Annotated in this window: 14 protein-coding genes; 3 read left to right on the top strand and 11 right to left on the bottom strand. The window is 69.6% G+C overall.

Annotation, left to right across the window (positions count from 1 at the left end; genetic code table 11):
* Positions 1–190: 190 nt before the first annotated feature.
* From ACIOHC_RS17810 to ACIOHC_RS17775, 8 genes are all read right to left on the bottom strand, one after another.
* Positions 191–1,015, bottom strand: a complete 825-nt coding sequence (locus ACIOHC_RS17810; RefSeq protein WP_401843143.1) for an NAD-dependent epimerase/dehydratase family protein — start codon at positions 1,013–1,015, stop codon at positions 191–193.
* Entirely contained in the window at positions 1,012–5,031 is a 4,020-nt protein-coding gene (locus ACIOHC_RS17805; RefSeq protein WP_401843142.1) for a hypothetical protein, read from the bottom strand. Before ACIOHC_RS17805 ends, ACIOHC_RS17810 begins: the two co-directional genes overlap by 4 nt.
* Positions 5,028–5,981, bottom strand: a complete 954-nt coding sequence (locus ACIOHC_RS17800; RefSeq protein WP_351074140.1) for a carbohydrate ABC transporter permease — start codon at positions 5,979–5,981, stop codon at positions 5,028–5,030. The genes ACIOHC_RS17805 and ACIOHC_RS17800 overlap by 4 nt, the downstream gene beginning before the upstream one ends.
* Positions 5,978–6,877, bottom strand: a complete 900-nt coding sequence (locus ACIOHC_RS17795) for a sugar ABC transporter permease (protein ID WP_351074139.1) — start codon at positions 6,875–6,877, stop codon at positions 5,978–5,980. Before ACIOHC_RS17795 ends, ACIOHC_RS17800 begins: the two co-directional genes overlap by 4 nt.
* A 29-nt stretch (positions 6,878–6,906) precedes the next feature.
* Positions 6,907–8,268, bottom strand: a complete 1,362-nt coding sequence (locus ACIOHC_RS17790; RefSeq protein ID WP_351074138.1) for an ABC transporter substrate-binding protein — start codon at positions 8,266–8,268, stop codon at positions 6,907–6,909.
* Between the two features lie 25 nt (positions 8,269–8,293).
* Entirely contained in the window at positions 8,294–9,565 is a 1,272-nt protein-coding gene (locus ACIOHC_RS17785) for an enolase C-terminal domain-like protein (RefSeq protein ID WP_351074137.1), read from the bottom strand.
* 250 nt (positions 9,566–9,815) lie between these two features.
* Positions 9,816–12,644, bottom strand: a complete 2,829-nt coding sequence (locus ACIOHC_RS17780) for a hypothetical protein (protein ID WP_365690185.1) — start codon at positions 12,642–12,644, stop codon at positions 9,816–9,818.
* A 79-nt stretch (positions 12,645–12,723) separates the two neighbouring features.
* Positions 12,724–14,496 (bottom strand): alpha-galactosidase, encoded by a 1,773-nt coding sequence (locus ACIOHC_RS17775; protein ID WP_401843139.1) that lies wholly within the window; start codon positions 14,494–14,496, stop codon positions 12,724–12,726.
* Positions 14,497–15,282: 786 nt separating this feature from the next.
* Here ACIOHC_RS17775 and ACIOHC_RS17770 point away from each other — a divergent pair.
* Positions 15,283–15,738, top strand: coding sequence for a hypothetical protein (locus ACIOHC_RS17770; protein ID WP_401843137.1), 456 nt, complete (start codon positions 15,283–15,285; stop codon positions 15,736–15,738).
* A 55-nt stretch (positions 15,739–15,793) separates the two neighbouring features.
* Here the strand turns inward: ACIOHC_RS17770 and ACIOHC_RS17765 are convergent, their stop codons facing one another.
* From ACIOHC_RS17765 to ACIOHC_RS17755, 3 genes are all read right to left on the bottom strand, one after another.
* Positions 15,794–16,861: a LacI family DNA-binding transcriptional regulator gene (locus ACIOHC_RS17765; RefSeq protein WP_401843135.1), complete on the bottom strand. Its 1,068-nt coding sequence runs from the start codon at positions 16,859–16,861 to the stop codon at positions 15,794–15,796.
* A gap of 89 nt (positions 16,862–16,950) precedes the next feature.
* Positions 16,951–19,959: a glycoside hydrolase family 2 TIM barrel-domain containing protein gene (locus ACIOHC_RS17760; protein ID WP_401843134.1), complete on the bottom strand. Its 3,009-nt coding sequence runs from the start codon at positions 19,957–19,959 to the stop codon at positions 16,951–16,953.
* A gap of 30 nt (positions 19,960–19,989) precedes the next feature.
* Positions 19,990–21,018 carry a LacI family DNA-binding transcriptional regulator gene (locus ACIOHC_RS17755; protein ID WP_351074131.1) on the bottom strand — a complete coding sequence of 343 codons (1,029 nt, stop codon included), beginning with the start codon at positions 21,016–21,018 and terminating at the stop codon, positions 19,990–19,992.
* A gap of 189 nt (positions 21,019–21,207) precedes the next feature.
* Here ACIOHC_RS17755 and ACIOHC_RS17750 point away from each other — a divergent pair, with 189 nt between their 5' ends.
* Complete coding sequence (locus tag ACIOHC_RS17750) at positions 21,208–23,394, top strand: hypothetical protein (protein ID WP_351074130.1); 2,187 nt, start codon at positions 21,208–21,210, stop codon at positions 23,392–23,394.
* Between the two features lie 41 nt (positions 23,395–23,435).
* Positions 23,436–24,239 (top strand): alpha/beta hydrolase, encoded by an 804-nt coding sequence (locus ACIOHC_RS17745; RefSeq protein ID WP_401843132.1) that lies wholly within the window; start codon positions 23,436–23,438, stop codon positions 24,237–24,239.
* Positions 24,240–24,415 lie beyond the last annotated feature (176 nt).

Raw genomic sequence — 24,415 nt, 5'->3', positions numbered from 1 at the left:
ACAGGCACGATCCCCGCTCGACGGCCGGACGCGGTCACGGAGCGTCCCGGCCCGGCACGTCCACCGCCGGACCTGCCGAAGAAGTCGCCCGAGTCCTCCCGACACCCGGGCGCACGTGACTCACCCCATCCGGGACAACGTTGCCTGCCCCGCACGGGGCCCGGCCTCGATCGGCCGGGCCCTCCGGTCGTCAGCCGAGCGGCATCGCGCAGAAGCCGGCGCCGACGCGGTGGTTGCGAGGGCCGGCAGGATCGAGGTCCGTCGGGCCGAAGGTCCCGGAGCCGAGGATCGACGCCAGATGGTGTTCCGCGTCGTCCTCGGGGCGGTACCCGATGGCCTCCGCCTCCTCCAGCGACCACCATCGCCGAGTGTTGCGGGAGATGCCCCACAGGACGCGGAACGCGGCGGGCTCGGCCTGCAGGCATGCCTCGACGAGCCGGGCCGCGTCACCCGGCGACAACCAGGCGGCCAGGTCCTCGGGGGCGAGCGGGCGCGGCCGGAACGCGCCGATGCGCAGACAGGTGACGTCGATGGCGAACCGCGAGTGGTAGAGACTGCCCAGCGCCTCGATCGCGGCCTTGCTGACACCGTAGTAGGTGTCCGGGCGCGGCGTCACGGCGGCGGGCAGGACGCCGTCGACCGCGTCGTCCCGGGTGTGGAACCCCGCGGCGTGAATGCTCGAAGCGAGCACCACGCGGCGAACGCCCTGCCTCCGTGCGGCTTCGAGGACCCGTCGGGTGCCGTCGATGTTGATGTCGGCGATCCGCTGCCATGACGTCTCCCCCGCCAGGCCGCCCAGGTGGACCACCGCGTCGACGTCCTGGCAGGCCGCGTCGATCGCGTCCTGGTCGGTGAAGGACGCCCGGACGGTCTCCACGTCCTCCTCCGGTCCGGCCGGTCCGGTCTCCGCCACGTCCAGGAGGCGGAGGGTCCGGCCTTCGCGGGCCAGGCGCGGGCGCAGCTCACGGCCGATGCGGCCCGCGGCCCCGGTGACCAGGATCCGCTGCCCGATCACGGCGCCTCCCCGGCCCGGGGGTCGACGGCAGGCGTTCTTGGGGCCGGAACCTGGTGGCCGTAGGGGCGCGGGGTCGCGGACGCGGGCACGTAGGGCGGCTGGTTGTAGGTGTGCTGTCGACGGAAGACGAGATCCGTCGGTGGACTCCAGTGCCGCCAACTTCCTGGTTCCGTGTCCACCGCCGCCGACCTCGGACCGACGCCGTTGCCGTTCTCGGCCGCGACGGCGTACTCGTACACGGTCACGTCCGCCGGGCGGGCCCCGTCCGGATCGTGGCGTCCGGGGACGACCCCGGGCGCGTGATCGACGTACCGGAAGCCGAATCCGGCGAATATCTCGTGATAGATGGTTTCGCCCTTGCGGCGCCGGTAGAGCCGGTACCCGCCGGCCCCCAGCACCTCGCCCCACGTGGCGGTGACCATGCCGTCGCCGAGCCGGAGTCCGAGCCCGTCCGGCGGATCGGGCGCCAGGCGGCTCGGGTGAACGGGATAGTCGCCGCCCGGAACGGCCTGTCGCCGACTGTTCCGGGCGATGACGCGGACGTGACGTTTCTCGCCCTCGGCAAGTCCCTTCAGGTGGACGGGACTTCGTTCCGTCTCCACTGCCGTCGCCCACGTGTGGCCGCCGTCGGAGCTGAGCTGGACGATGTAGCGGTCCGCGGCGGCTGCCGCGGAGAAGTGCACGAGCACACCGTCACCGACGGTCTCGGTCCGTACGACCTGCGAGGGCGGAGGTTCCGGCTGTCCGCCCGTCAACTCCCAGCGGTGGCGGCCTCGGGGCAGGGCGACGGTGATCGCTTCCCGCGACACGGTGAGGAGGCGTGCCGGCTCGCCGTCGATGTGGAAGCGGGCCGCCGCATCGAGGCCGCCGGGCACGTGCAGGCTCACCGAACTGTCCGACGGGGCATGGTAGACGCCTCGGGCCTCGGCGGGGACCCGGTAGCTGAGGCCGATTGCGAGTTCGTCGTCCTCGGTGGTCAGGACGAGCTCGGAGGTTCCCACGGCGCTTCCGTGGAAGAGGGTCAGCTGCCGCAGTCCGTCGTCGAAGAGCCGGATGGTCCCTGCCGTCCCCGAGAAGCGCAGCCCCTGCTCGGCGAAGTCGACCGTCCTCGGCTCGTAGTGCACGGACGCCTCGTGCCGGAACACGAAGTCCAGGCTGTGCGGGGTCCGGATCCGGGTGCCCCAAGGGGTCGAGCACGCGGGGGCCACTTCCAGGTCGTCGCGGTGGCTCACGACCGCCAGCGTGTTGCCGTTCGCGCCGTCAGCCCTTCCCTCCAGGCGTACGCCCCGGGAGACGTCCGTCACGAAGGCGCCGTCGAGAGCTCCGTCCGAACGCACGCCGCGGACCACGTGGATGAACGGCATCCGCTCGGCGAGGTGCGGGAAGCTGTTGGCGTCGTGGCCGGTGGCCTCGGTCAGCGCGGACCATGTCCACACCATGCGCTGGCCCGCGGCGAACGCGTCGTAGGTGACGAGGTAGTCGCTGCCGACGAGCAGGACGCTGCGACTCAGATAGAGGCCGCCCACCGGGCCGTCCGGGTCGGAGACGATCTCCGCGTACTGCGCGCAGTCCAGGTCGTGGAGCGGCCGGTCCAGGGTGTTCTGGCCGATCGAGCGGTACGCGCCGTTCTTCCAGACCGCGCAGGAAGTGGCGAAGGTGGCGTCGGGGGCCCTGCGGTCCCCGGCGTCCTCGGGGCCGTGGCCGCTGTAGGAGTGCCCCGCGGCGTAGTAGTAGATGTGCCCGCTGCCGTTGTCGTCGGGTATCCCCCAGCGGTAGTTGGGGCCGCGGTCCACCTGTTGGAGGAAGACCGCTACCTCGCCGGGCCGGTCGACATCGGCGCGCAGCGTGACACCGTATCCGGTGTACTTCGAGCTCTTGAGCCGCGGATTGGTCCCCCGGTCGCCTGCGGACCGCACCGTGACCCGCCACGGGTCGGGCGCGCCGGGCGGGCTGTCGAGCCGGTGGGCGAACTCGTCGCTCCCCCACAGCAGATGTTCCGCGACGAGTGGACGGTAGCGGCGCAGGGCCTCGCCGAGGAGCCGCATCTCGACGGGCGGGCGCCGGGGCCAGAAGGCGTGGGCTCCCTGTGCGGGGTGCAGGCGACGGAGTTCGCCGCCGGGGCCGGTCTCGACCGGGGAGGTCAGGGCGTTCACCAGCCATTCGCCGACGGCCGCGAACTCCGGTGTGGCGAGGCGGTTACGGCCGTCGGTCAGGCGGCCCAGGAAGTTGCCCTGGGTGACCGGGCGGAGGAAGGCCCAGACATAGGTGGCCAGGCTCTCGGTCCAGCGGCCGGCCCGGGACCCGTGGGCCGGGAGCGCCGGTCTGGTGTGGAAAATGCCTGCCAGTTCGACGAACTTCTCGAACTGGTCGAGCCATTCCGGTGCTGCCTCGTGGTCGGGGAACAGCCAGGCGAGGCAGGCGAGCGCCGACTTTCCGTCGGCGAGGAAGTTCGGGTGGCCCGCGATCATGCGCCTGAGCGGGCCGATCTCCTCGCCGGCGGAGACATGGGCGGTCAACAACAGCAGCGCGTCGGCTCGTTCGCGGTCCGTCGCTCCCAGCCGGTCGGCGAGGCGGTCATAGCCGTCGAGAAGCCGGTCGTAGAGCGGCCGTTGACCGATGTTGAGGTAGCCGGGGTGTTCGTTGACCCCGTGGGCGATGAGACTCGGGCCCTCCGCGCCCGTGAAGAGCGCGGCGGCGAGGTCGTCGGGCGAGGCCAGTTCGCCTTCGGAGCACAGCGGGGTGGGTCGCCTTCCCGAGTAGGTCAGACTCCAGTCCTTGACGCGATCCAGGCTGAGCGTGCCCTGCCAGTGGTGGAGGTGGCGCACGTACGAGGACGGGTGCTGCGTGCCCTTCTGGTCGCGCATCACTTCGAGGTCGCGTTCGTGGTCGTAGAAAACGATCGCCGTCCGGCGGGTCCCGGAGCGCAGGGGCCAGGTCCAGTGGAGCACGCCGTCGTGCCGAAACCGGAGTTGGAGGTGGTCCGCGGAGGCCCAGGACGCGTAGACGCGGTCGTCCCACCGGGCGTGGTCGCGGAGGAAGACGCCCATCGCATCGCCTCCCCCGGCGTCCCAGAACGTGGCGTGCGGGCGGATGTTCCACGCGTGGCTCGGGGCGTAGGGGCCGACGGTGAAGGCGAAGTCGGTGTCCGGCCTCTCTCTGCCACCGGGTCCGGAGAACGACGGGTCCTCCCCGCTGTCGCCGAGCACGATCGGCTCGTCGATGCCGAGCCAGTGGTAGAGGTGCAATGATTCCGGGTCTGCGTGGTCGTCGGGGAACTGCGAGAACGGCCAGGTGGACGAGAAGCGGTGGGTCGGCCTCACGCCGTCCCAGCTCAGTTCCCATGCCGTCGTCGCGGAGTCGAACGCCGTCATCTCCTCGGCCACGTCGACGAAGTCGCAGCCCTGGAAGCAGCCGACGGTCGCCGTGTAGGAGGCTTTGCCGGTGAAGTGGTAGCGGAGTTCGTGGGTGGCGAACAGCGGACCGGCTTCCACGAGCCGTACTTCCAGGTGTTCGAGCTGTTCGGTGCCGCAGCGCACGGTGGACCTTCCCACCCAGCCGCGCCCTCGGTCGAGTTGGAGGACGGGACCCGGTACGGCGTCGGAGGCGAACCGGCCCGAGGAGGGCAGCCGGATCCGGAGCGCTCCGTTGTCCACGACGGTGGACGTGCCGTCCTCGGTGATCCGGACCGGTCGCGGGACATGGGCCGTCGGCACCGATGGGTCGGCGCACAGGGTGAATTCGCGTGTCGCGCCGGACGGCAGGTCGGCGAAGAAGCAGACGACGGCGTACGTCAGGTGGCCGTCCGCCGCGTTCACCTGCGAGAGCTGAAAGGGCACCGACCGCCCCGTCCCGTCGACCAACCGGAGCTGTTCGGCGCGGAGCGACGGGGCGGCCCAGCGCACCGGATGGTGCAGCAGGGTCCTGGGCCAGGCGAAATCCGGGTGGCACAGCGGATCGGCGAGCCGGAACCGCACCCGGTCGCCGTCCGCGGTCCAGGAGGTGACCGGGCCGGTCATGATCCGTCCCCCTCCTCGGCCTGGACGGCGGGCGCTCCGGTGACGCCCTGCGTGCCGAACGCCGCACCGCCGGCGACGCCTTCGACGAGGTGGCGCTGGAGCAGCACGAACAGGAGCAGGATGGGTGCGGCCACGATGAACGTGCCGGCGGCGATGAGCGGCCAGTTCTGCGTGTACTCGCCGAAGAACGAGTACAGCCCGCGGGTGACCGGCCACAGTGCCGCGTCGGACAACATGACCAGCGGCAGGATGAGGTTGTTCCAGGCGTGGACGAAGCCGAAGATGGCGAAGGTGGCCAGGGCGGGCTTCATCTGCGGCATGATGATCGTGAAGATGAAGCGGACGTAGCCGCAGCCGTCCAGCGCGGCGGCCTCGTCGATCTCGCGCGGGATGCCCTTGATGTACCCGACGAAGAAGAAGAACCCCGCACCGGACAGGCTGGTCAGAATCAGGTATCCGGCCATGCTGTTGTACAGGTGGAGCGATCGCGCCTCGATGAACAGCGGGATGAGGCCGCCGGGCAGGAACCCGGAGAATATGAAGAATGTGTACAGGAGATTGGAGCGCTTGAAGTATCCGCGCGAGATGGGGAAGGCCAGGAAGACCCCGAGGATCAGTGTGACCGTGTCGGGGATGATCGCGTAGATCAGGCTATTGATCATCTGCCGTCCGAAGTCGCCCTGGCTCCACGCCGTCGAGAAGCTCTCCGTGGTCCACGGGTCCGGCATTCCGGTGGGGCTCTGGAGGAACCCGGTGTACGTCTTGAACGCCTGCAGCAGCATGTACACCAGCGGCAGGGCGAACAGCACGGCGGCGATCGCGAAGCAGAGCAGGTTCACCCCGGCGGCCTTGGCCGCCTTCGTGGACAGCAGTGGCGCCTTCGACTGCGGCGTACTGCTTCGAGCAGGGCCCTGATCGGTCCGGTCCAGGACAGCAGGAGAGGCCTTCACAGCGAGATCTCCCGTCGGCGCAGGGTGAACAGCAGTCCGCCGCCGATCACGACGGTCAGGAGGAACTGCAGCATCGCGAGCATCGAGCCGTAACCGAGTTGACTGTCGCCCCCGAACGCTGACTGGAACATGTACAGCCCGAGGGTCTTGGTGCCGAAGTTGCCGCCGGTGAGGACCATGATCAGCGCGTACTCGCCCAGCGTTCCCATCGCCGTGAGGAACACGGTCACCGTGGTGGCCGGGGCCAGCAGCGGCCAGGTCACGTGCCGGAACACCCGCAGGCGTCCGGCGCCGTCCATGGCCGCCGCCTCGTAGACCGCCGGTGGGATGTTCCGCAGCCCGGCGATGTAGATGAGCATCGTGTAGCCGGAGAACATCCACACGTTCACCAGTATCACCAGGGGCAGGGCCAGCGAGCTCGACCCGAGGAACGCCGAGGTGTTGCCGAAGATGCCGTGCATGACCTTCTCCACCGGGCCCGAGTAGGGGTCCAGCATGAGCGCGAAGATGGCGCCGACCACCGCGACCGAGAAGATCTGCGGCATGAAGATGATGGCGCGGTAGAGGGTGTAGGAGCGTCCGGGCCGGTTCAGCAGCAGGGCGAGGCCCAGACCGATCACGGTCTGCAGTACGGTCACACCGAGCACATAGGTCAGCGTGACCCGCACCGCGTCCCCGACCACGGACGACAGCGATGTGAAGGCCGCCGAGTAGTTGCACAGGCCGCAGACGTTCAGAGGCGTGCCCGGGAGCCCGGAGTACCGGGTGAACGAGTATCCGATGGTGGCAAGCGACGGGTAGAGCCCGAACAGCAGCCACCCGGCTCCCGGGATCGCGATGCTGGCCCAGGGGATGAACCGCCGCGTCCGTTGGTTTCCGAAGGGACAGCGTGCCACGCCGAGCCTCCTTTCCGAGAGTGCGTTCGTTACTTGCCGACCGACTTGCGGTAGGCCGACGCCGAGGCGGACAGGAGGCTGTCGATGCTGTCGCTGCCGATCGGCTTCATCTTGTACAGGTCGGGACCGCCCGCCTCGATGGGCGCCCCGGCCGGGATCCACGGGTTGGTGAGCTGCGGGAAGGCGTCACTCATGTGACCGTTCAGCCAGTCCATCCAGGGCAGGCCGGTGTTCTGCAACGCTGGCTGGGTGGAGATGGAGCCGGTCTTCTCCAGCCACTTCTTGTAGTTGTCGGGCTCGGAGAACATCGCGAGCCACTGCATCGCCAGGTCCTTGTGCGGCGCGGTGGTCGGGACCACCCAGGTGAGGTCCGGCTTGAACGCGACGCGGTTGGCCGCCGGATCGTCGGTGCCCGGCAGGGCGAAGAACCCGAGGTCGAGCTTCGGGTTGGCCTGCTGGATGGTCAGCCCGTCCCAGGAACCGTCGAGCAGGAACGGGTAGTCGTCGGCCTTCGTGGCCCAGACGCCGGGCGCGGTCTGCTGGGACACACCCGAGGCATTGGGCTCGATGTACTGCATGACCTCCGTGTGCCGCTGCGAGATCTCCTTGTAGACCGGGTCGGTCCAGGACTGCGTGCCCTTCCAGAAGGCGGTGGCCCGGTCCGCGGACACCTTGACGGACTCCGAGGGCTGGTGCCCCTTCATGATCATCTGATTCGCGATGCCCTGCCACACGCCGCCGTGCATGCCGCTCTGCGCGGACACGAAGATCGGTGTCATCCCGGCCTTCTTCAGCTTGTCGCAGGCGTCCAGGAATTCCTGGAACGTCGTGGGAACGGACAGACCGTGCTTCGCGAGCAGGTCCTTCTTGTACCAGATCGCACCCGCACCGACGTACTCGGCGGCCATGACGCCGTAGACGCCGCCCTTGTATCCGACCGCGGCGGCCTGGACCTCCGGGTCGTACTGCTTCATGAACGGCTGGTCCTTGAGGTCGGTCAGTTGACCGGACGTGATGAGCGCGGCCGCCCCTCCGGGCTTGAGGTTGGTGTAGCCGGGGGCGTAGCCCTGCTGGGTCGGGGGGAACTGGGCGAGGACGTCGAGGGACTTGGACTGCAGCATGCTGTTCCACAACTGCTGCCAGGCTCCGTTGGCGTTCGGGGCCGTCTGCAGTTTGACGGTGACCCCCGGGTGCGCCTTCTCGAACTTGGCGTTGAGCTCCTTGGTGAACTCGACCGCGCCGGGGTTGGTCCACTCCGCGACGGTCAGCGTGACGTTCTGCTTCGCGCCGCTGCCGCCGCCGCTTCCGGAGGACGGGGTGGTGCAGGCGCCGAGGACCGTGGCCAGGCACACGGTCGCGGCGAGGATCGTGAAAGGTGTACGGGATCTCATGGGGCGGACTCCTTCGGGCGGTCGGTCAGGGGCGTTGGAGGGCACCGTCGGCGCGGCGCGGCGGCTTCCACGCACCACCGGGGGTGGGGAACCGGGGCGGGTGCTTCAGGGCAAGGCGTTCATCGAAGTCGATGCCGAGTCCGGGTGCGGTGCTCGGCCACAGGTGGCCGTCGCGGATCTCGGGGCAGCCGGGGAACACCTCCTGCGCGGCGGACCCGAACAGGTGCTGCTCCTGGATCCCGAAGTTCGGACAGGCCAGGTCCAGGGCCAGGTTGGCGGCATGGCCGATGGGCGAGACGTCACCGGGGCCGTGCCACGCGGTCCGTACGCCGAACAGTTCGCAGGCGTTCGCGAGCCGCCAGGCCGGGGTGATGCCGCCGATGGCGGAGATGTGGACGCGGATGAAGTCGCAGAGCCGCTCCTGGACCACGGGCCGGTACTCGGCGGGGTTGGTGAACAGTTCACCGATGGCGATGGGAGTCACCGTCCGGCTGCGCAGGGTACGGAGCCAGTCGATGTCCTCCGGCGCGACCGGGTCCTCCAGATAGAACAGGTCGTAGGGCTCCAGATCCTTCGCGAGCCGTACGGCGTCGGTGGGGTGGACCCGCTCGTGGACGTCGTGGATCAACTCGACCTCGGCGCCCAGCTCCTGGCGCAGATGCCCGAACAGCTTCCGGACGGTTCGCCGGTACGCCGCCGGGTCCCATGCGTTCGGGGTCAGGGGTGCACGGGAGCCGACCGGGGCCGCGGTGGCCGGCGCACCGTAGGTGCCCGCGCCGGGTATCGCCACCTGACAGCGCACGTACCGGTATCCCTGGGACATCAGGTCGCGTACGTCGTCGGCGACCTCCTCGGCGTCCCGCCCCTGGGCGTGCGCGTACAGGGGAGCCGCGGTACGGCACCGGCCGCCGAGAAGCTGCCACACCGGGAGACCGGCCTGCTTCCCCTTGATGTCCCACAGCGCCATATCCACCCCGGACAGTGCGTTGTTGAGCACCGGACCCGAGCGCCAGTAGCCACTGACGTGCAGGGTCGACGTGATGTCGGTGATGTCGGCGGGGTCGCGCCCCATCAGCTGCGGTGCCAGGTACTCGTCGACCGAGGTGGCGACCGCCGCCGCCCGCTGGGTGAAGGTGGCGCAGCCCAGTCCGTACAGTCCGGGTTCGCTGGTGTCGACCCGGACGACGACGAGCGTCGTACCGGCCGGTGCGGTGAGGATGGCCCGGACCGAGGTGATCCGGATGCCGGAGGGCTTCGCCCACGGCGGCTCGATGGGCTTGTCGGGGGTGTCGCTCACAGGTGGCTCCTGGTTCTGGCCGGCGCGCGCCACGAGTGCGAGCGCCGGGCCGACGGGTACCGCTGGTCCACGTCGGGTCCGGTTCCTCGGTCGGGAACGCGGGCCGTGTTCGTTCCGCTTCCTCGGCCGGGACCTCTGGCTGTGCGTGCGGGGCCCGCGGGGCGGGCGGGAGTCCGGCACCGGGCCCGCCCGGCCGCCGGACTCCCGCCGGACTCCCGCCGGGCGGGCGCCGCGGACGGCCGGGCGCAGCTCAGCGCCCGATGCCCCACCGGGAGTCGACGCGACCGCCGGTGAACTGCGCGCCGGTGCCCCAGAACGGGGCGAAGTTGTAGCAACCCGACGTCGGAGGTGCCGACTGTGTCGTCCAGTAGGTGGCGCCGTGACCGGTCGTTCCGGCGTCCTGCACCTGGACGGCGAACGTGGCCCGGGTGACGCTCCCGGGACGCGCGGCTCTCACCTCGGCCGCCAGTTCGGGGAGTTGGCTCCAGGCGAGTGCGATCTCGTATCGGGTCAGCTTGTTGGCGTCGTCCCTGGAGACGAGCACCCGGCCCTCGGTGCCTTCGGCCTGCTGCGCGTCCATCGGGCCGAGCGGCGTCGGGAGTTCCGCGTTGGTCGGGTAGAAGGTCTGGTAGTTGGTGCCCGGCGCCAGCTGCCGGTGCAGCTCGGAACAGCCCCCGGTGGCCAGGGTGGCGACGTACAGGTGCGAGATCGACCGCAGGCACTTGTCGTAGTGCGGGTCGCCGGCCAGCAGGTCCTCGGTCTTGTCGGCCGTGGCGTCGAAGGCCAGTTGGATGCTGTCCGCCTGGAAGGGGAACTTGTACTCGTCGGCCGTGAACGCCGGGTTCGACACCTGGAGATCGTCTCCGACCAGGGCCCTGACGTACAGGAAGGCATCGTCCCAGGCAGCCTGGAACGAGTAGGTCTTGCTGTCACCGGCCGCGGTCACGCTGGTCATCGTCACCGGTATGACGTCGTTCCACTGGCTGGCGCTCCCGCCGACGGTGATGTGCCGGAACGGGAGATAGGCGACCTGGACGGTCTGCGATCCGCTCTGGTGGAAGCCCGGCCGACGAGCCACGGTGACGTCGTATCCGACGGTGTACCGGTTGTTCTCGTCGGCCTCGAAATCCGTGACGGGGAAGGAGACGACGCGGGACTCCCCGGGCTTGATCCCGTTGACCGGAACCGTCCGCCGCCCCACTCGCCAGCCCGTCGGCGGGGTGATCCCGAGCGAGGCGTCCAGCGCCTTCGGCGTGACGTTCTCCACCCGTACGTCGATGGTGCTCCTCGAGTCGAGCGGCTTCACGAAGGACAGCGGGCTGACGTGCAGCGGCGTGGTGTAGTCGAAGCGCGCACCGTCGGTCAGTGCCTTGCGGAGCGCGGCCGGTGACAGATCGCTGTCGAAGTAGACGGCCTCCCACGGCTTCAGCGTCAGCGTGACACGGGACGACCTGCCGTCGGTGAGCCGGCGCCCGAGGTAGTCGTAGGCGCGGATGCCGCGGGCGTCGTTCAGGGTGAGTGTGCCGGTGTGACCGGCACTCTGGTGCTCGTCGGTGCCGTCGTAGAGCTGGTCGGCGTAGACGGCGGCCCTGCCCCTGCCGTCCGCGCCGCGGAAGAGGAAGCCCCACGTGGACTTCGCGTCGGGGTACAACTCCTCCTGCAACACCGAGTCTTCGAGAAGGCTCGTCATCGTGGCGTAGGCGACCACCACGGGCCGCGGGGTCCTGGTCCTCGCGTCGTAGATGTTGAAGTCGTCGCCGGAGTAGCCCTTGTCGTAGGACAGGGAGAACCAGAAGATCCGGATGGAGCTGTCCTCCTCGGCACCGGCGAGCATGTGCAGCAGATAGGTGGGGGCCAGCGTCCGGGCCACCCCGTAGGCGGCCTCCTCGGGAGGCAGGTCGGCGAAGTTGTAGCGGGTGGCGGTGCCGAGCTCGGTCTGCCACTGCCCGGCGCGCCCCTTCGTCCGCGACCAGAGCTTGTCCATCTTGATCTGCGTCTTGGCCATCGCGTACTGCGTGGCGTCGGGGTAGCCGTAGGCGTGGTTGACCGAACCGTCGATGTAGCCGGTGTCCTTGGAGCCCTGGGCATAGACGATGTCACGGTTGTACGACACCGAGCCGCCGCCGATCAGGTTCACGTCCGGGTACTCCGGCTTGAGCCGTTCCCAGATCATCCGGCACATGTCCCGGTAGTCCTGTGCGTCGCCGGTCTTCCAGGTCCAGCCGTGGACCCACGGCTCGTTCCACAGCTCCCAGTTGGGGACCAGGTCCTGCAACGGAGCAATCGCGTGGTAGACCATCTCGACATGGGCGGTCATGTCCTTGGGCCGGTTCTGGTAGAGCTTGAGCGGCTCGCCGTTCGGGCCCGGCTGGACGTTCCAGGACATGTTGTAGTTGATGCCGCCGAGCGTCTCGATCCCGTGCTCGTGCCAGTCGGCTATCTCAGCTCGGGCGACATCGATCTGCGGCTGCTGCCAGAACACCCCCGCTTTCGGGGACACGGTGTCGGGCTGGACGGAGGCGATGCCCCGGGTCCACTTCACGCCGATGCGCTGCGCGATCTGCTTGGTGATCGCCGGGGTGGATTCCGGCCGGATGCCCATCCCGAACACCGACTGCGGACGCCGTCCGGCGACCGTGGGCCGGATCACGCCGAGCCCCACGGTCTGCGCGAGCAACTGCGTGCCGGCCGCGTCCGTGACGGTCGCGGTGACCAGGTAGTAGTCGGGGCCGAGCGGGCCGAGCGGGATCGTGACCGTGCTCGGGGCGCCCGCCGCCACCTCGAAGGGCTCCGTTCCGCCTCCGGGGGACTGGTTCCGCGCCGAGACGGACCAGGCGATGGTTCCGCTCAGCGCGGTGGGGCTGGTCACGGAGACCAGCAGGTCGGGGGTTGCCGGGGCGTCGCCGTCGACCGGGTAGAGCCCGGTCGGGTCGGAGAAGGCGAGCGTGACCGTGGGACCCGCCGCGGCGGCCTGCGGGGCAACCGGTCCGGCGGCCTGGGCACGCGGCGCCAGAACGCCGGTGGCAGCTGCCCCGAGGACGGTCGCCGCCCCCAGGCCCACGAGTGTGCGGCGGGACATGTCGCCGGGAGCCGGCGATTCCCCGGTGGTACGAGGACGTCGATCTTGGCTGTTCGACACGAGCGGACCTCTCCAGACGTCAGCGCGGGCAATCCGCGGGTGGCACCGGCCTGAGCACGCACAGACCGGAGGGGGGAACGGGGATCGAGTGAAGGCCGGGCCCCAGGGTCCGTACGGACGAACCGGCGGGCCGGCCGCAGGCGTCCGCCGCGTCCAGCCGGACTTCCACAGCACGGCCGTCCACGTCCAGGGCCACGTGCGCGGCGGCGGTGGAGTTGACGAGGGCGGTCTCGGTGAAGGCTTCGAGGCGCAGCGGAGCGACACGGTGTTCGGCGTAGTAGGTGATCACGGCTCGCTTCCCGGCGCTCGCGATCACCGTCTCGTAGAGCTGGTCCGGTCGTCCCGCGCGGATCTCGCCACGGGTGAGGACGTCGCGGTGGTCCCACCAGAACCCGAGCCAGAAGGCCGTCATCGCGCGGTGCTCGGCGGACTGCCCTGCCAGTGGCACGGAGATCTGCGGGGTCGCGTAGAGGGCCGAGTGGAGTTGCCTGGCCGCCGTCTCCGCCGTCGCGTCGGGGTCCCACATGAGCATGTCCGAGTGGACGGCTCCGGCCGTGGTGGCGGCGATGTCCAGCGTCCGAACCCTGTTGGCGGTCGCGTCGGCCGGGCAGTCCTCGGCGCGCAGCAGATTCCCGAAGCCGACCATGCCCGGACCGGTGTAGGGCTGCCGGAGTTCGACGAGCAGTTCGTCGCCGCGCAGTTCGCGCAGTCTCTCGCGCAGCTCGGTCAGCAGCAGCCGCATGGCCACGCCGACGTCGCTGTCGGCACGGCCACCCTCCTCCTGGTCGTGGAGCATCGCGAAGTCCAGGAAGTCGATCTTCAGTCCGTCCAGGCCGTAGCGGCGTACGAGGTGCACGCAGGCCTCGGTGACGAACCGTCTGACCTCCTCGTGGCGCGGGTCGAGGACACGGCACGAGAGGCGTGGCACGGCATGCGGGGCGAACTCCTTCATCTCCTCGTGCGCCAAGGTGCGTTCGCCCAGCAGCAGCGGGGCGATCCAGGCGACGTAGCGCAGTCCTAGGCCCTGAACGGTCTTGACGTGAGCGGCGAAGTCGGGGAATTTCGCCGGGTCCGGCGTCCAGTCGCCGCTCCCGGAGTAGCCGGGGCCCTGGGCCCGTTGTTGCCAGCCGTCGTCCAGCAGCAGGATTCCGCAGCCGGCCTCGGCCGCGCGCGCCGCCTCGGCCTCGACCCGCGCCGCGTCCACGTCCCGGTGCAGCGAGTACCAGGTCGAGTAGGCCGGGGTGCGGGCCGCGTCGGGCGTGGGCAGCGCGTCGCCGTCGCGGAGCCGGTGTGTCAGGGCCCGCATCGTGTCGGCGAAGGAGCGTCCCGCGGCCTGGAGGCGTACGGCGCAGCTCTCTCCCGGACGCAGATCCATGGCCAGCCAGACCCCGAAGCGGGCCGTGGCCTCCGCGACACCGAACCGGATCCTGGTCGTCGCCGTGACCCGGTCGGACGCGAACGCCAGCAGCGCCGAGCCAGCCGCGTCGTACAGACAGCCCAGCGGCGCCGAGGCGACGAGACCGACGCTGCGCCAGCCGCTCGCCCAGTCCGCGACCAGGTGCCGGTCCCAGCCGGCCGCCGGGTGCCAGTAGCCGACGGCGTCGCCGATCGGGACGGCCAGACGCAACAGCATCGGTCCGGCCGGGCCGGCCTGAAGGTGGATCACCGCTCCGTCCTCGTCGGGCTCCACCTCGGGACGCGGGCCTCCGGTCAGCAGAGCCACCTCGACGCCGTTCACGTGGATCGCGTCATGGTCGGCCCACAACTGCGCCAGATCCATGATGTCGGCCATCTCCGGTTCCCTCCAAGGTTCAGCCCTTGAAACACAACGAGGTGAGACAACGTTGCCTAGCGATGCAGCACGCTCGCTCGGGACACCTTCGTCTGCCCGAAGGTGCCGGCTTTACATCAGCAGCTTTCCCGTCGACACACGGGAGGATCACCCCTGCTCAGATAGCCGATGGCAATGAACTGGGGGCCGTCGACCAGTGCGACACGAGCTTTCCTGGCACAAGGCCGTAATCGCCGCCCTCCGTGGGTCGGTTCTGAACCATAGCCAGTCGAGACAACGTTGCCTAGAGGTTGGGAGCGACTGTCGGCCACCGGTTGCGCGAGGGAGTCGTGTCGACGGCACACGGTGATTTCCGGGGGCCCTGCTTTCCCCAACAGTGTTCTGGGAAACGGAAGTCACTCCTGGACCGTGTACACCCGCTTCGCGACGGACGCACGAGGATCGGCGAAAGCGGTCGGCACCGCGCCCAGGTGGTTGCCCAAGTCCCGGCCGGTCACGCACCGGCAGCTACGGCAGCGGCACCTCGCCACGTCGCCGGAACGCTCGAACATCCGGTATGCGGAGTCCTGTTGATTCCGGACCCGGACTCGTCAACTCCGCACCGTCCGGTACCCGATGAATCACGCACCCGGACGTGGTGCCCGACCGGGGAGTGAAGCCCTGTGGTCCTCCGCGCCCGATCCTGCGCGTGCCGAAACGATGTGCGTTCGATCACCAGAGCAAGCCCATGCCCTTTGCGCCCGTCAGGCTCTGGCCGCCCGTTGGGACGTTTCGTACTCTGCGGCCATGGAATGGACGACGTTGGTCAGCACCATGTTGGGAGCGGTCATCGGTGTCGGAAGCACCCTCCTGGCGGATCGGTTGCGGTGGCGGCGGGATGCGGGCGAGCGTGACAGAGAGCTGTTGCGTTCCTCGTACGTCCAGTTCCTGGAAGCGCTGACGCAGGCGAGGGACGTGATAAGCCAGGCAAGCCGTGCATCGAACCCAACGCAGTTGGAGCAGGTGCAAAGTGCTCTGCTGGAGCACGGGGTACATGTCAAGCAGTATCAGCTCGAACTGCTGGCGCCGTCGCATGTCGTGTCGAAGGCCAGAGACGCCGGCTACAAGCTCGCTCTGTACCGAGACGTGGTGGTGGCTGGAGCACGGCGGGATGATCCCGAGTGCGCTGACGCACGCCGTGCCTTCCGTGCGGCCCGCGAGGAGCTGATGGAGGCCATGCGCCTCGCGGTGGTGCGGGCTTGAGTCGCTGTGCCGTCTTGGCGGCCCTGGCCGCCCGCCGGGGAGTACGGGGCAGCCGTCAGTGGGCGACGTCCGGTGCGGTGGGGAGATCCTCCGTCGCGGCGCCCGACATGCAGCGCTCGACAAGGCTTGTGGGGATCACGACCGTCCGGGGGCGCGACTTGTCCCCCGCGATGCGCTTGAACAGCAATTCGGCGCCGATCCTGCCGATGGCCCGCACGTCGTAGGAGACGACGGTCAGCGGGCGCGCCATCAGACCGGCGGTCTCGAAGTCGTCGAAACCCACCACGTCCAGGTCCTGACCCAGCCGGTTCAACGCACCGAGGGCACCGAGGGTGATCCGGTTGTTGAGAGCGAAGAGCGCGGTGGGCGGCTGCGGCGCCGAGACCATCCGCTCGACCGCGGCCTCGGTGTCGCGCAGCGCGTGCAGGCCGTACCGGATCAGGTCGGGCCGGTACGGCAGCCCGGCCCGCTCCAGCGCACTCTCGGCGGCCGACAGCCGCTCGGCCATGGGGTGGATGCTCAGCCAGTCCGACAGCACACCGATCCGCTCGTGACCACGGGCCACCAGGTGCTCGATCGCGTCCCGCGCGCCCGCCGCGTTGTCGATGAGCACGGTGTCGGCGCGCAGATTGGTGGGCGGGCGGTCGAGGAAGACGGCCGGTGTGCCCATCTCGATTTCGGCGCGCAGGTAGACATGGTCGGCGGTGCTGCCGGCAGGCACGACCAGCAATCCGTCGACCCGGTGCTCGCACATCTGCAGCAGGAGCTTGCGCTCGCGGTCGGCGTCCTCCTCCGAGCTGGCCGTGATCAGCAGCGTGTCGTGCTCCAGGGCGCACTGCGCAGCCGCGGCGGCGATGCCCGCGTAGAAAGGGTTGGCCAGATCCTCGATGAGCAGACCGACCGTCGCCGACGTACTGCGCGAACGCAGGTCCCGGGCCTTGTTGTTGCGCCGGAACCCCAGCCGGGTCACCGCGGTCAGCACGCGCTCGGCCAGCTCCGGGTCGACGGTGGACACGCCGTTCACCACGCGCGAGACGGTCTTGAGGCTGACGCCTGCCTCGCGCGCGACATCGACCATCGTCGGGCGCCTCGGCCCGGTCGTGCCCGGACCCGGTGTACTCATGGACGGAACGCTCCTCTCGGCGACATGGCCCTGTGAGGGCGCCAACGTCGTCCCGCTGGGCAACCGCGCAGCCGCCGAGGTCCCGCGGATCACCCTACGCCATCGGCGGCCTCCGCTTCGATGGGCCGGATCCCGAACGTGAATCGGGCCGGAACCGCGGCCAGATGATGCCGTGGCTGGACGGACGGCCCGCACGAGCCGCTGCCGAGACCGTGGTGTGCGAGGTCGATGTTGAGGTGGACGAGGCCGTCGGACTCCAGGCCGGCGGTATGGGTCGCGCTCTGCAACGCCTGTGTGGACCAGGGCTTCACGGTCAGGTCGAACCACGGACTGCCGGTGATCTCGATGCCGCCGGTGCCGTCCCCGCCCGGACGGGAGCGGGTGAGGCGGGCCCACCGGAGGTGTCTCCGGTTGCCGTTCTCCTGCGGGCGCACGTAAGGGGTCTGCATGGCTTCGACGGTGCTCTCGTACCGTCCGACCCGCACCCCGGAGTCACTGTCACGGTAGGCCTCACCGGGGCCGAGGCCGAACCAGGTGACCTGGTCGAACTCGCCGGGCAGGTTCATCGCCGCGCCGAGCCTGGGCAGCGGGACGGGCCACGGCCGCGTCGGTGTGGTGTCGACGGTCAGTACAAGCCGGTTCCCGTCCTCGGCCGTCCAGCGGTAGTCGACGAGCAGGGCGAGATCCGAGCCCGCCGGGGAGATCCTGGTCCGTACGGTGATCCCGTCGTCGTCGGTCCCGATGTCCAGGACCTTGTGCCGGAGACGGTCCAGTCCGGCCTGTTGCCATGCCGAGCCGAGGGGGGAGAACCGGTCGTTGTCGATCGGTGCCCGCCACACATCGACCCGGGGCCCGCGCACCGGCAGCTCGCCGAGGCGGACCAGGGCTCCGGTGACCGTGTCGAACCGTCCGGCACCCAGCGTGATCGTGTCACCGTCGCGGCGCGGTACCGAGAACCGGCCCCCGCCGCCGCGTCCCGGTGGGGCCTGGGACAGAATGCCCTGCGACGCGCTGTCGGCACCCACGCAGATCTGGGTCCAGGCCACCGTGTGACCCGCGTCGGCCCAGGGCTCGTTCGCGGCGAGTTCGGCGCTCACAGTCAGCCAGAGCTCTCCTGACCCGGCCGTCTCGACGGCCTTGGCCAGGGCCTCGGGCCGATCGACACGGTCCTGTGCGCCGGGCCCGATCACCGGTACGTCCCACTCGCCCTCGACCACGGGGACGCCCTCCGCCTCCAGGCGCCAAGTCCACCTGAGATAACCGGTGTCACGTGTGTGGTGGAGGTTGCGGATCACCATGGCCCGGTCCGCCGCGGTCTCGATCCTGACCGGTTCGATGACTTTCGCGTACTCCAGCAAACCGGGCGAGGGGGTGCGGTCCGGGAACAGCAGCCCGTCGATGACGAAGTTGCCGTCGTGGACGGGCTCCCCGAAGTCCCCGCCGTAGGCGTGATACAGGGTCTCGCCGTCGTCAAGCCGTGCGATGCCGTGGTCGATCCACTCCCAGACGAAGCCGCCGGCCAGTCGCGGATGTGCCTCGAACAGCTCCTGGTACTCCCGCAGTCCGCCGGGCCCGTTGCCCATGGCGTGGCCGTACTCGCACAGCAGCAACGGCATGGCGCGCCGCCGCGCGTCGTTCGCGGGGTCGCCGGTCAGCGGTTCCTGCCCGCACGCGATCGCGGCCACCGTGGCGTGGTCCGGGTACATCACCGAATAGAGGTCGGTGCACACACAGTTGTCCCAGTCGCCCTCGTAGTGGATGAGGCGGTCCGGGTCCCGTTCGCGGATCCATGCGGCCATGGCCTCCAGGTTGGCACCGGTGCCCGACTCGTTGCCCAGCGACCAGATCACGACGCTGGGATGGTTCTTGTCCCGTTCCACCATCCGCTCGGCCCGGTCGAGCAGCGCCGCCCGCCAGACCTGGTCGGCACCGGGGTTGCTCCGCCAGGCGTTCTTCGAGAAGCCGTGTGTCTCCAGGTCGCATTCGTCGATCACCCAGAGCCCGTATTCGTCGCACAGGTCGAGGAAGGGCGAGTCCGGCGGGTAGTGGCTCGTTCTGACGGCATTGATGTGATGCTGTTTCATCAGCAGCACGTCGGCGAGCATCGTCCCGTGCGTCAGCGTCCGTCCGGTGACCGGATGCCATTCGTGCCGGTTGACGCCGCGCAGCAGCAAGGGTTTGCCGTTGGCGGTCAGTACCCCGTCCTCGACCGCGATCCGCCGGAAGCCGATCCGGATCGGCACCCGTTCCGTCGCCGTCGTCAACTCACCCGGGTAGAGGTGTGGTTGTTCGTCGCTCCAGGGCGTGACACCGGTGACGGCGTGCGGTCCGGCCGGGTCGGCGTCGACGAGCCCGAGTTCCGGAACAGTGAGCCGGGCCGCGCCCTCGACGTCGATGCGCAGCATGCCCACGCCCGTGTGGTGGTCGTAGTCGGCGTGGACGAAGAAGTCGGCGATGCCCCCGGCGGGCCGGGCCAGCAGCCGCACCGAGCGAAAGATCCCCGACAGCCACCACATGTCCTGGTCTTCCAGGTAGGTCCCGGCGGACCACTGGTGCACCCGGACCGCCAGTACGTTGCGTCCGGGGCGCAGCACGTCCGTGACGTCGAACTCGGTCGGCAGCCTGCTGCCCTTGCCGTCGCCCAGCCGTGTCCCGTTCAGCCAGACCGCGAAGCACGAGTCCACGCCCTCGAACCTGAGGACCGCCGCCCCTTCGTCGGCGAAGCCCTCTTCGGCCTCGAACTCCCGTCGGTACTCCCCCGTCGGGTTGTCGTCGGGCACCCGGGGCGGGTCGAGCGGGATCGGGTACGTGATGTTCGTGTAGGCGGGGGCGCCGAAGCGGGTGGGTCCCGGCAGGCCGTCCATCTGCCAGCACGAGGGCACCGCGATACGGGTCCAGGCGTCCGCGTCGAACTCGGGGTCCTCGAATCCCGCGGTCAGGTCGTGCAGCCCGGCGGCCAACCGGAAGCTCCACGAACCGTCCAGTTCGATCACCGGTGCGTCGGTACGGAACGACGCACGCGGCCGTACCCGGCCGTTGCCGGGTGACACGTCCTCGACATATGCGTTCGCGGTGCGGAAACGCTGCGTGTGCTCCATCGGTTCGGCTGTCCTTTCCCTGCGTTCGGATCAGTTCGTCCTGGGGGGTGGTGCCGTCGACGCGCGGACTTCGAGGGTGCTGGGCGTGATGTTCTCGCGTTGTGCCGGGGGCCGTCCGTCCAGGACGTCGAGCAGGATCCGCGCGGCCCGCCGACCCACGTCGGTACTGTGCAGACTGACGCTGGTCAGCGCGGGGTCGACGAGTTCCGCGGCCGCGGTGTCGTCGAAACCCGCCACGGATACGTCGGCCGGCAGGGCTCGTCCGTGTTCGCGCAGCCAGCGCATCGCGCCGAACGCCATGCTGTCGTTGAAGGCGAAGATCGCGGTGGGCGGCTCGGGTCGCGCCATCAGCCGCGCGGATGCGGCGTAGCCGGAAGCCGCGGTGAAGTCGCCGTGTTCCATCAGGTCGTCGGGGGTCGTACGGCGGGCGTCGGCGAAGGCGCGGCGCAGGCCCCGCAGCCGGGCGGCCATGGCGAGCCGGTTCTCCACCGGGCCGTTGACGACGCCGATCCGGCGGTGTCCCAGGGCGAGCAGGTGCTGGGTGACGGCATAGGCGCCGCCCTCGTCGTCGGGGTGGACGCGGTAGACGTCTTCGTCGGTGTAGCCGATGACGACGGTGGGATAGCCGGCCGACCGCAGCGCGGGCAGCGCCTCCCCGCCGGCCCCCGCCTCCACGAGCAGCCCGTCGACCTGACGGCGCCGGGTGAAGCGCCGGTGGGCCGAGGCCGCGTCGTCGGGCACCTCGGGGGTGGACAACAGCAAGCCGTAGCCTCGGGCGGCGAGTTCCTGGTCCGCTCCCCCGACCAGGCGGATGAGGTGGTCGTTGGAGAACGCGAAGCCGGGGTTGTACGGAAGGACGACGCCGACGACCTCGGTGCGCCCGCTCGCGAGGGCGCGGGCGCCCGCGCTCGGTCGGTAGTCGAGCACACGCATGGCGGAAAGCACCTTGTCCCGAACGCCGTCGGTGACCGTCGGGTCGCCGTTCACCACCCGGGAGACCGTCTGGTGCGAGACACCCGCCTTGGCCGCGACGGTGCGCAGAGTCGGCCGATCGGACACTCAGGGACTCCTAATCAATGACCGTTCACTTGAAGCACATCGGATCGTAGGGCTGCCTGCCGGCCAGTGGAAGCAGACTCACACGCATTGACGCACCGCTTGCGCGACTCTATCTTCAACGACGTCAAGTGAACGGTCACTTGACGTGCAACCGACCGGAAGATGCTCACCGAGCAAAGGATCCTGATCATGAGCGACAGGACGCCGGAACGTAACCTCCCCTCACCCGGCATAGGCGCGGTGACCCGTCGCCAGGCGTTGGTCTACGGCAGGAACGCCGCGATCGCGGCTGGACTGACCGGTGCGTTCTCCCTGGAGAGCGCCGCCACCGCGACGGCGGCTCCTGACACTGCGCCAGGTGGTCCTTCTGCATCAGCGGCCGCCGCCTACCCGTCCGTCAGCACGTCCGATGTCGTCACCTCTTGGACCGGAAACACGTTCTCCGGGGCCACCGAGTGGGTGCAGAACTTCATCTTCAACATCGCCGTCACCCCCGACGGCGCGGTCTACACCGTCAGCTTCTGGGACGAGGCGGGCAACTATGCCGGTATCTACAAGGACGGCCACCTCGTCGGGAACTGCAAAGGCGCCAACGGCGACGCGGTCGCGGTCAACCGGTCCTACGCCTACCTCACCGTCGGCAATGGCCTGACGCGCTTCAACCTGAACGGCACCGGCACGTCCTTGACGTTCAACGTGGGCAGCCCGCCGGCCGCAGCGGCCGCTTCGGCGACGCAGGTGGTGGCCACCGACCGGGTGTCCAACCAGGTGAAGGTGTTCGACGCGGCCACCGGATCGCTCCTGCGGAGCTGGAGCGTCAACAAGCCGGGGGCGGTCGCGATCGACGCCGACGGTGGCATCTGGGTCGTCGAGAACATCACACGGGACACGGACGACGGACACTTCTGGCACGTCGATCCCGCGCGTCCGGCGAGGATCCTGCACTTCTCCAACACCGGGACCGCGTTGCCGGGAACCATCAACGGGCCTGCGGGCGACTGGATCCCGACCTCACTGGCGATCGACGTCCATGGCGACCTGCTGGTCGGCGACAACGGGCCGCTCCGCCAGGTACACACGTACGGCAGCCTCTCCGGGACACCGGTGCTGGCACGAAGCCTGGGACTCGCCGGCGGTATCGGGGCCGGAACGCCGGGCCGCAACATCGCCGACAAGTTCTTCGGTATCACCGGGGTCGGCGGTGACTCGGCGGGCAACGTGTACGTCGCCATGTGCGAGTTCGGGTCATGGATCCGCAAGTTCGACCCCCTGGGAAACCTGGTCTGGCAGCTCCAGGGGAGCGCCTTCGTCGACGCCGCCGATTTCGACCCGCAGTCCGACGGGCTGGACGTCTACACCAAGCAGTGCCATTACCGTCTCGACGTCACGAAACCACCGGGACGCGATGTGGCCTGGCGCGGCTACTCCCTCGACTCCGTCAAGTACCCCGAGGACGCACGTCTGTTCCTGGCCGGTCACCAGCACCACGCCGCTTCTCCGACGCTGGTGCGCAAGAACGGCTCGCTGTACATGTACATCACCGGCATGTACTCGTCGCACCTGCTCATCTACCGTTTCGAAGGCGAGATCGCCAAGCCGTCCGGTGCGTTCTTCAAACAGCACTGGACCGGCGACGACCCCACGTGGCCGCCGTACCAGCCGGCACAGGGCGAATGGATCTGGCGCGACCTGAGCGGGAACGGGAGGTTCGAGGCCGGAGAATACCTCCAGACGGGCACCGGCCAGAATTCCCCGGGCAACTGCTGGGTCTGGTTCGTCGACACCAATGGCGACGTCTGGGAGGGCGGGGACCGCAACCTGCGCCGCTACCCCCTGCAGGGCTTCGACGCCCAGGGCAACCCGATCTACGACTACGCCAGCATGGTGACGGTCCCCCTGCCCGCGCCGTTCACCACGGTCCGCCGCCTGCACTACGACGTTGCCGGCGACGTCATGTATATGTCCGGGTACACGCCCACAGCACCGTTCGAGAACGCCTACTGGAAGGAGGCCGGCAAGGTCCTGGCGCGCTATGACCGTTGGAGCACCGGCAACCGAACGGCAACCTGGACGATGCTCCTGCCCTGGGACACCACGGCGACACCGGGCGTGACCACGGTGGGCCTCGCGTGGGCGGGCGACTACATCTTCACGGTCGGTGTACAGACCCGCGGCCAGGTCTGGGTCTGGAGGGCCGCCGACGGAAGCGCGGTCGGCAGCTGGCTCCCCGGCAGCAACGTCGGCGGCGTCACCCGGACCGGGTGGGTCGACATCCCCTACGGCATCTCCGCGGTCCGGCGCTCCACCGGGGAGTACCTGGTCAACGTCGAGGACGATCTCTTCAACAAGGTGCTGCTCTACCGCTGGGTCCCCTGAGCGTCATCCCGATGACCGGTCCCTGTACAAGGAGTTGGGTGATGGATGCCGTGCGTGTGACCTCGTTGGACGGCATCGAGTTGGCGGCTGCCGTGCACCGCTCCGCTCCGGGTGCCGGGGTGCACGGCACGGTGCTCCTCGTCCACGGCGTCTGCGCCGACCTGGACGAGGGCGGGGCGTTCGTCCGGCTCGCCGACCGCCTGTCCACGCACGGCATGACCTCCGTCCGGTTCAGCTTCCGTGGACACGGGACCAGCGGCGGCACGCCCGAGGGGGTGACGATCGCCGGGGAAATGCTCGATCTGCAGGCGGTCGCCGAGTACGCCGAGAAGGAGTTCCCCGGCCCGCTGGCGGTGGTGGCGGCCAGCTTCGGCGCCGTGGCCACCGGGCTGTCCATGCCCTGGCTCGCGAAGCGACTGGTGGGGCTGGTGCTGTGGAATCCCGTGCTCGATCTGCGACGGACGTTCCTGGAGCCCGAACTTCCGTGGGGCCTGGCGAACTTCGGCCCCACGGCGACGGCGGGAATGAGGGAGAAGGGCCGTCTGCTCCTCAACGGCGCCTTCCCTCTGGGCCGCGTGCTGTTCACCGAGATGGCCCGGTACCGGCCGATCGAGGCCTACGCCACCGACAGCCCGCCGACGATGGTGCTTCACGGAGACCGTGACAGCCATGTCTCCTTCGACATCGCCCGAAGGACCGCCGAGGCGATTCCGGACTGGGAGTTCCACGCCGTCTCCGGTGCCGCTCACGGATTCCACACCCGCGCGCACGAGGCCGAGGCGGTCGCGGTGACGACACGGTGGCTGAAGCACGCCGCAGCAGCGGCCGGACCCGCCCGCGGATGACAGCGGGACAGGCGCCACCGGCACAGGTCGGAGCGTACCGCCGGGCGGCCTGTGAATGCCCGCGTCCGTGCACCCGGCATCAGCCCGGCCGGATCCGGTCCATCGCTCCCATGACGGTCGGCGCCAATCGCCACCGGGTCGGCCCTCCATGCCGACGACATGCTCCTCGGCATCGG

Source organism: Streptomyces sp. NPDC088252 (assembly GCF_044740965.1).
Lineage (GTDB): Bacteria > Actinomycetota > Actinomycetes > Streptomycetales > Streptomycetaceae > Streptomyces.
The sequence above is the reverse complement of the archived record's forward strand: the minus strand, read 5'-3'. Positions and strand labels throughout refer to the sequence as shown.

Bases quoted from the DNA above. Each gene is read 5' to 3' on its own strand.
- ACIOHC_RS17805 (WP_401843142.1), bottom strand. From the start codon at position 5,031: ATGACCGGCCCGGTCACCTCCTGGACCGCGGACGGCGACCGGGTGCGG.
- ACIOHC_RS17770 (WP_401843137.1), top strand. From the start codon at position 15,283: ATGGAATGGACGACGTTGGTCAGCACCATGTTGGGAGCGGTCATCGGT.
- ACIOHC_RS17745 (WP_401843132.1), top strand. From the start codon at position 23,436: ATGGATGCCGTGCGTGTGACCTCGTTGGACGGCATCGAGTTGGCGGCT.
- ACIOHC_RS17780 (WP_365690185.1), bottom strand. From the start codon at position 12,644: ATGTCCCGCCGCACACTCGTGGGCCTGGGGGCGGCGACCGTCCTCGGG.
- ACIOHC_RS17765 (WP_401843135.1), bottom strand. From the start codon at position 16,861: ATGAGTACACCGGGTCCGGGCACGACCGGGCCGAGGCGCCCGACGATG.
- ACIOHC_RS17790 (WP_351074138.1), bottom strand. From the start codon at position 8,268: ATGAGATCCCGTACACCTTTCACGATCCTCGCCGCGACCGTGTGCCTG.
- ACIOHC_RS17775 (WP_401843139.1), bottom strand. From the start codon at position 14,496: ATGGCCGACATCATGGATCTGGCGCAGTTGTGGGCCGACCATGACGCG.
- ACIOHC_RS17760 (WP_401843134.1), bottom strand. From the start codon at position 19,959: ATGGAGCACACGCAGCGTTTCCGCACCGCGAACGCATATGTCGAGGAC.
- ACIOHC_RS17750 (WP_351074130.1), top strand. From the start codon at position 21,208: ATGAGCGACAGGACGCCGGAACGTAACCTCCCCTCACCCGGCATAGGC.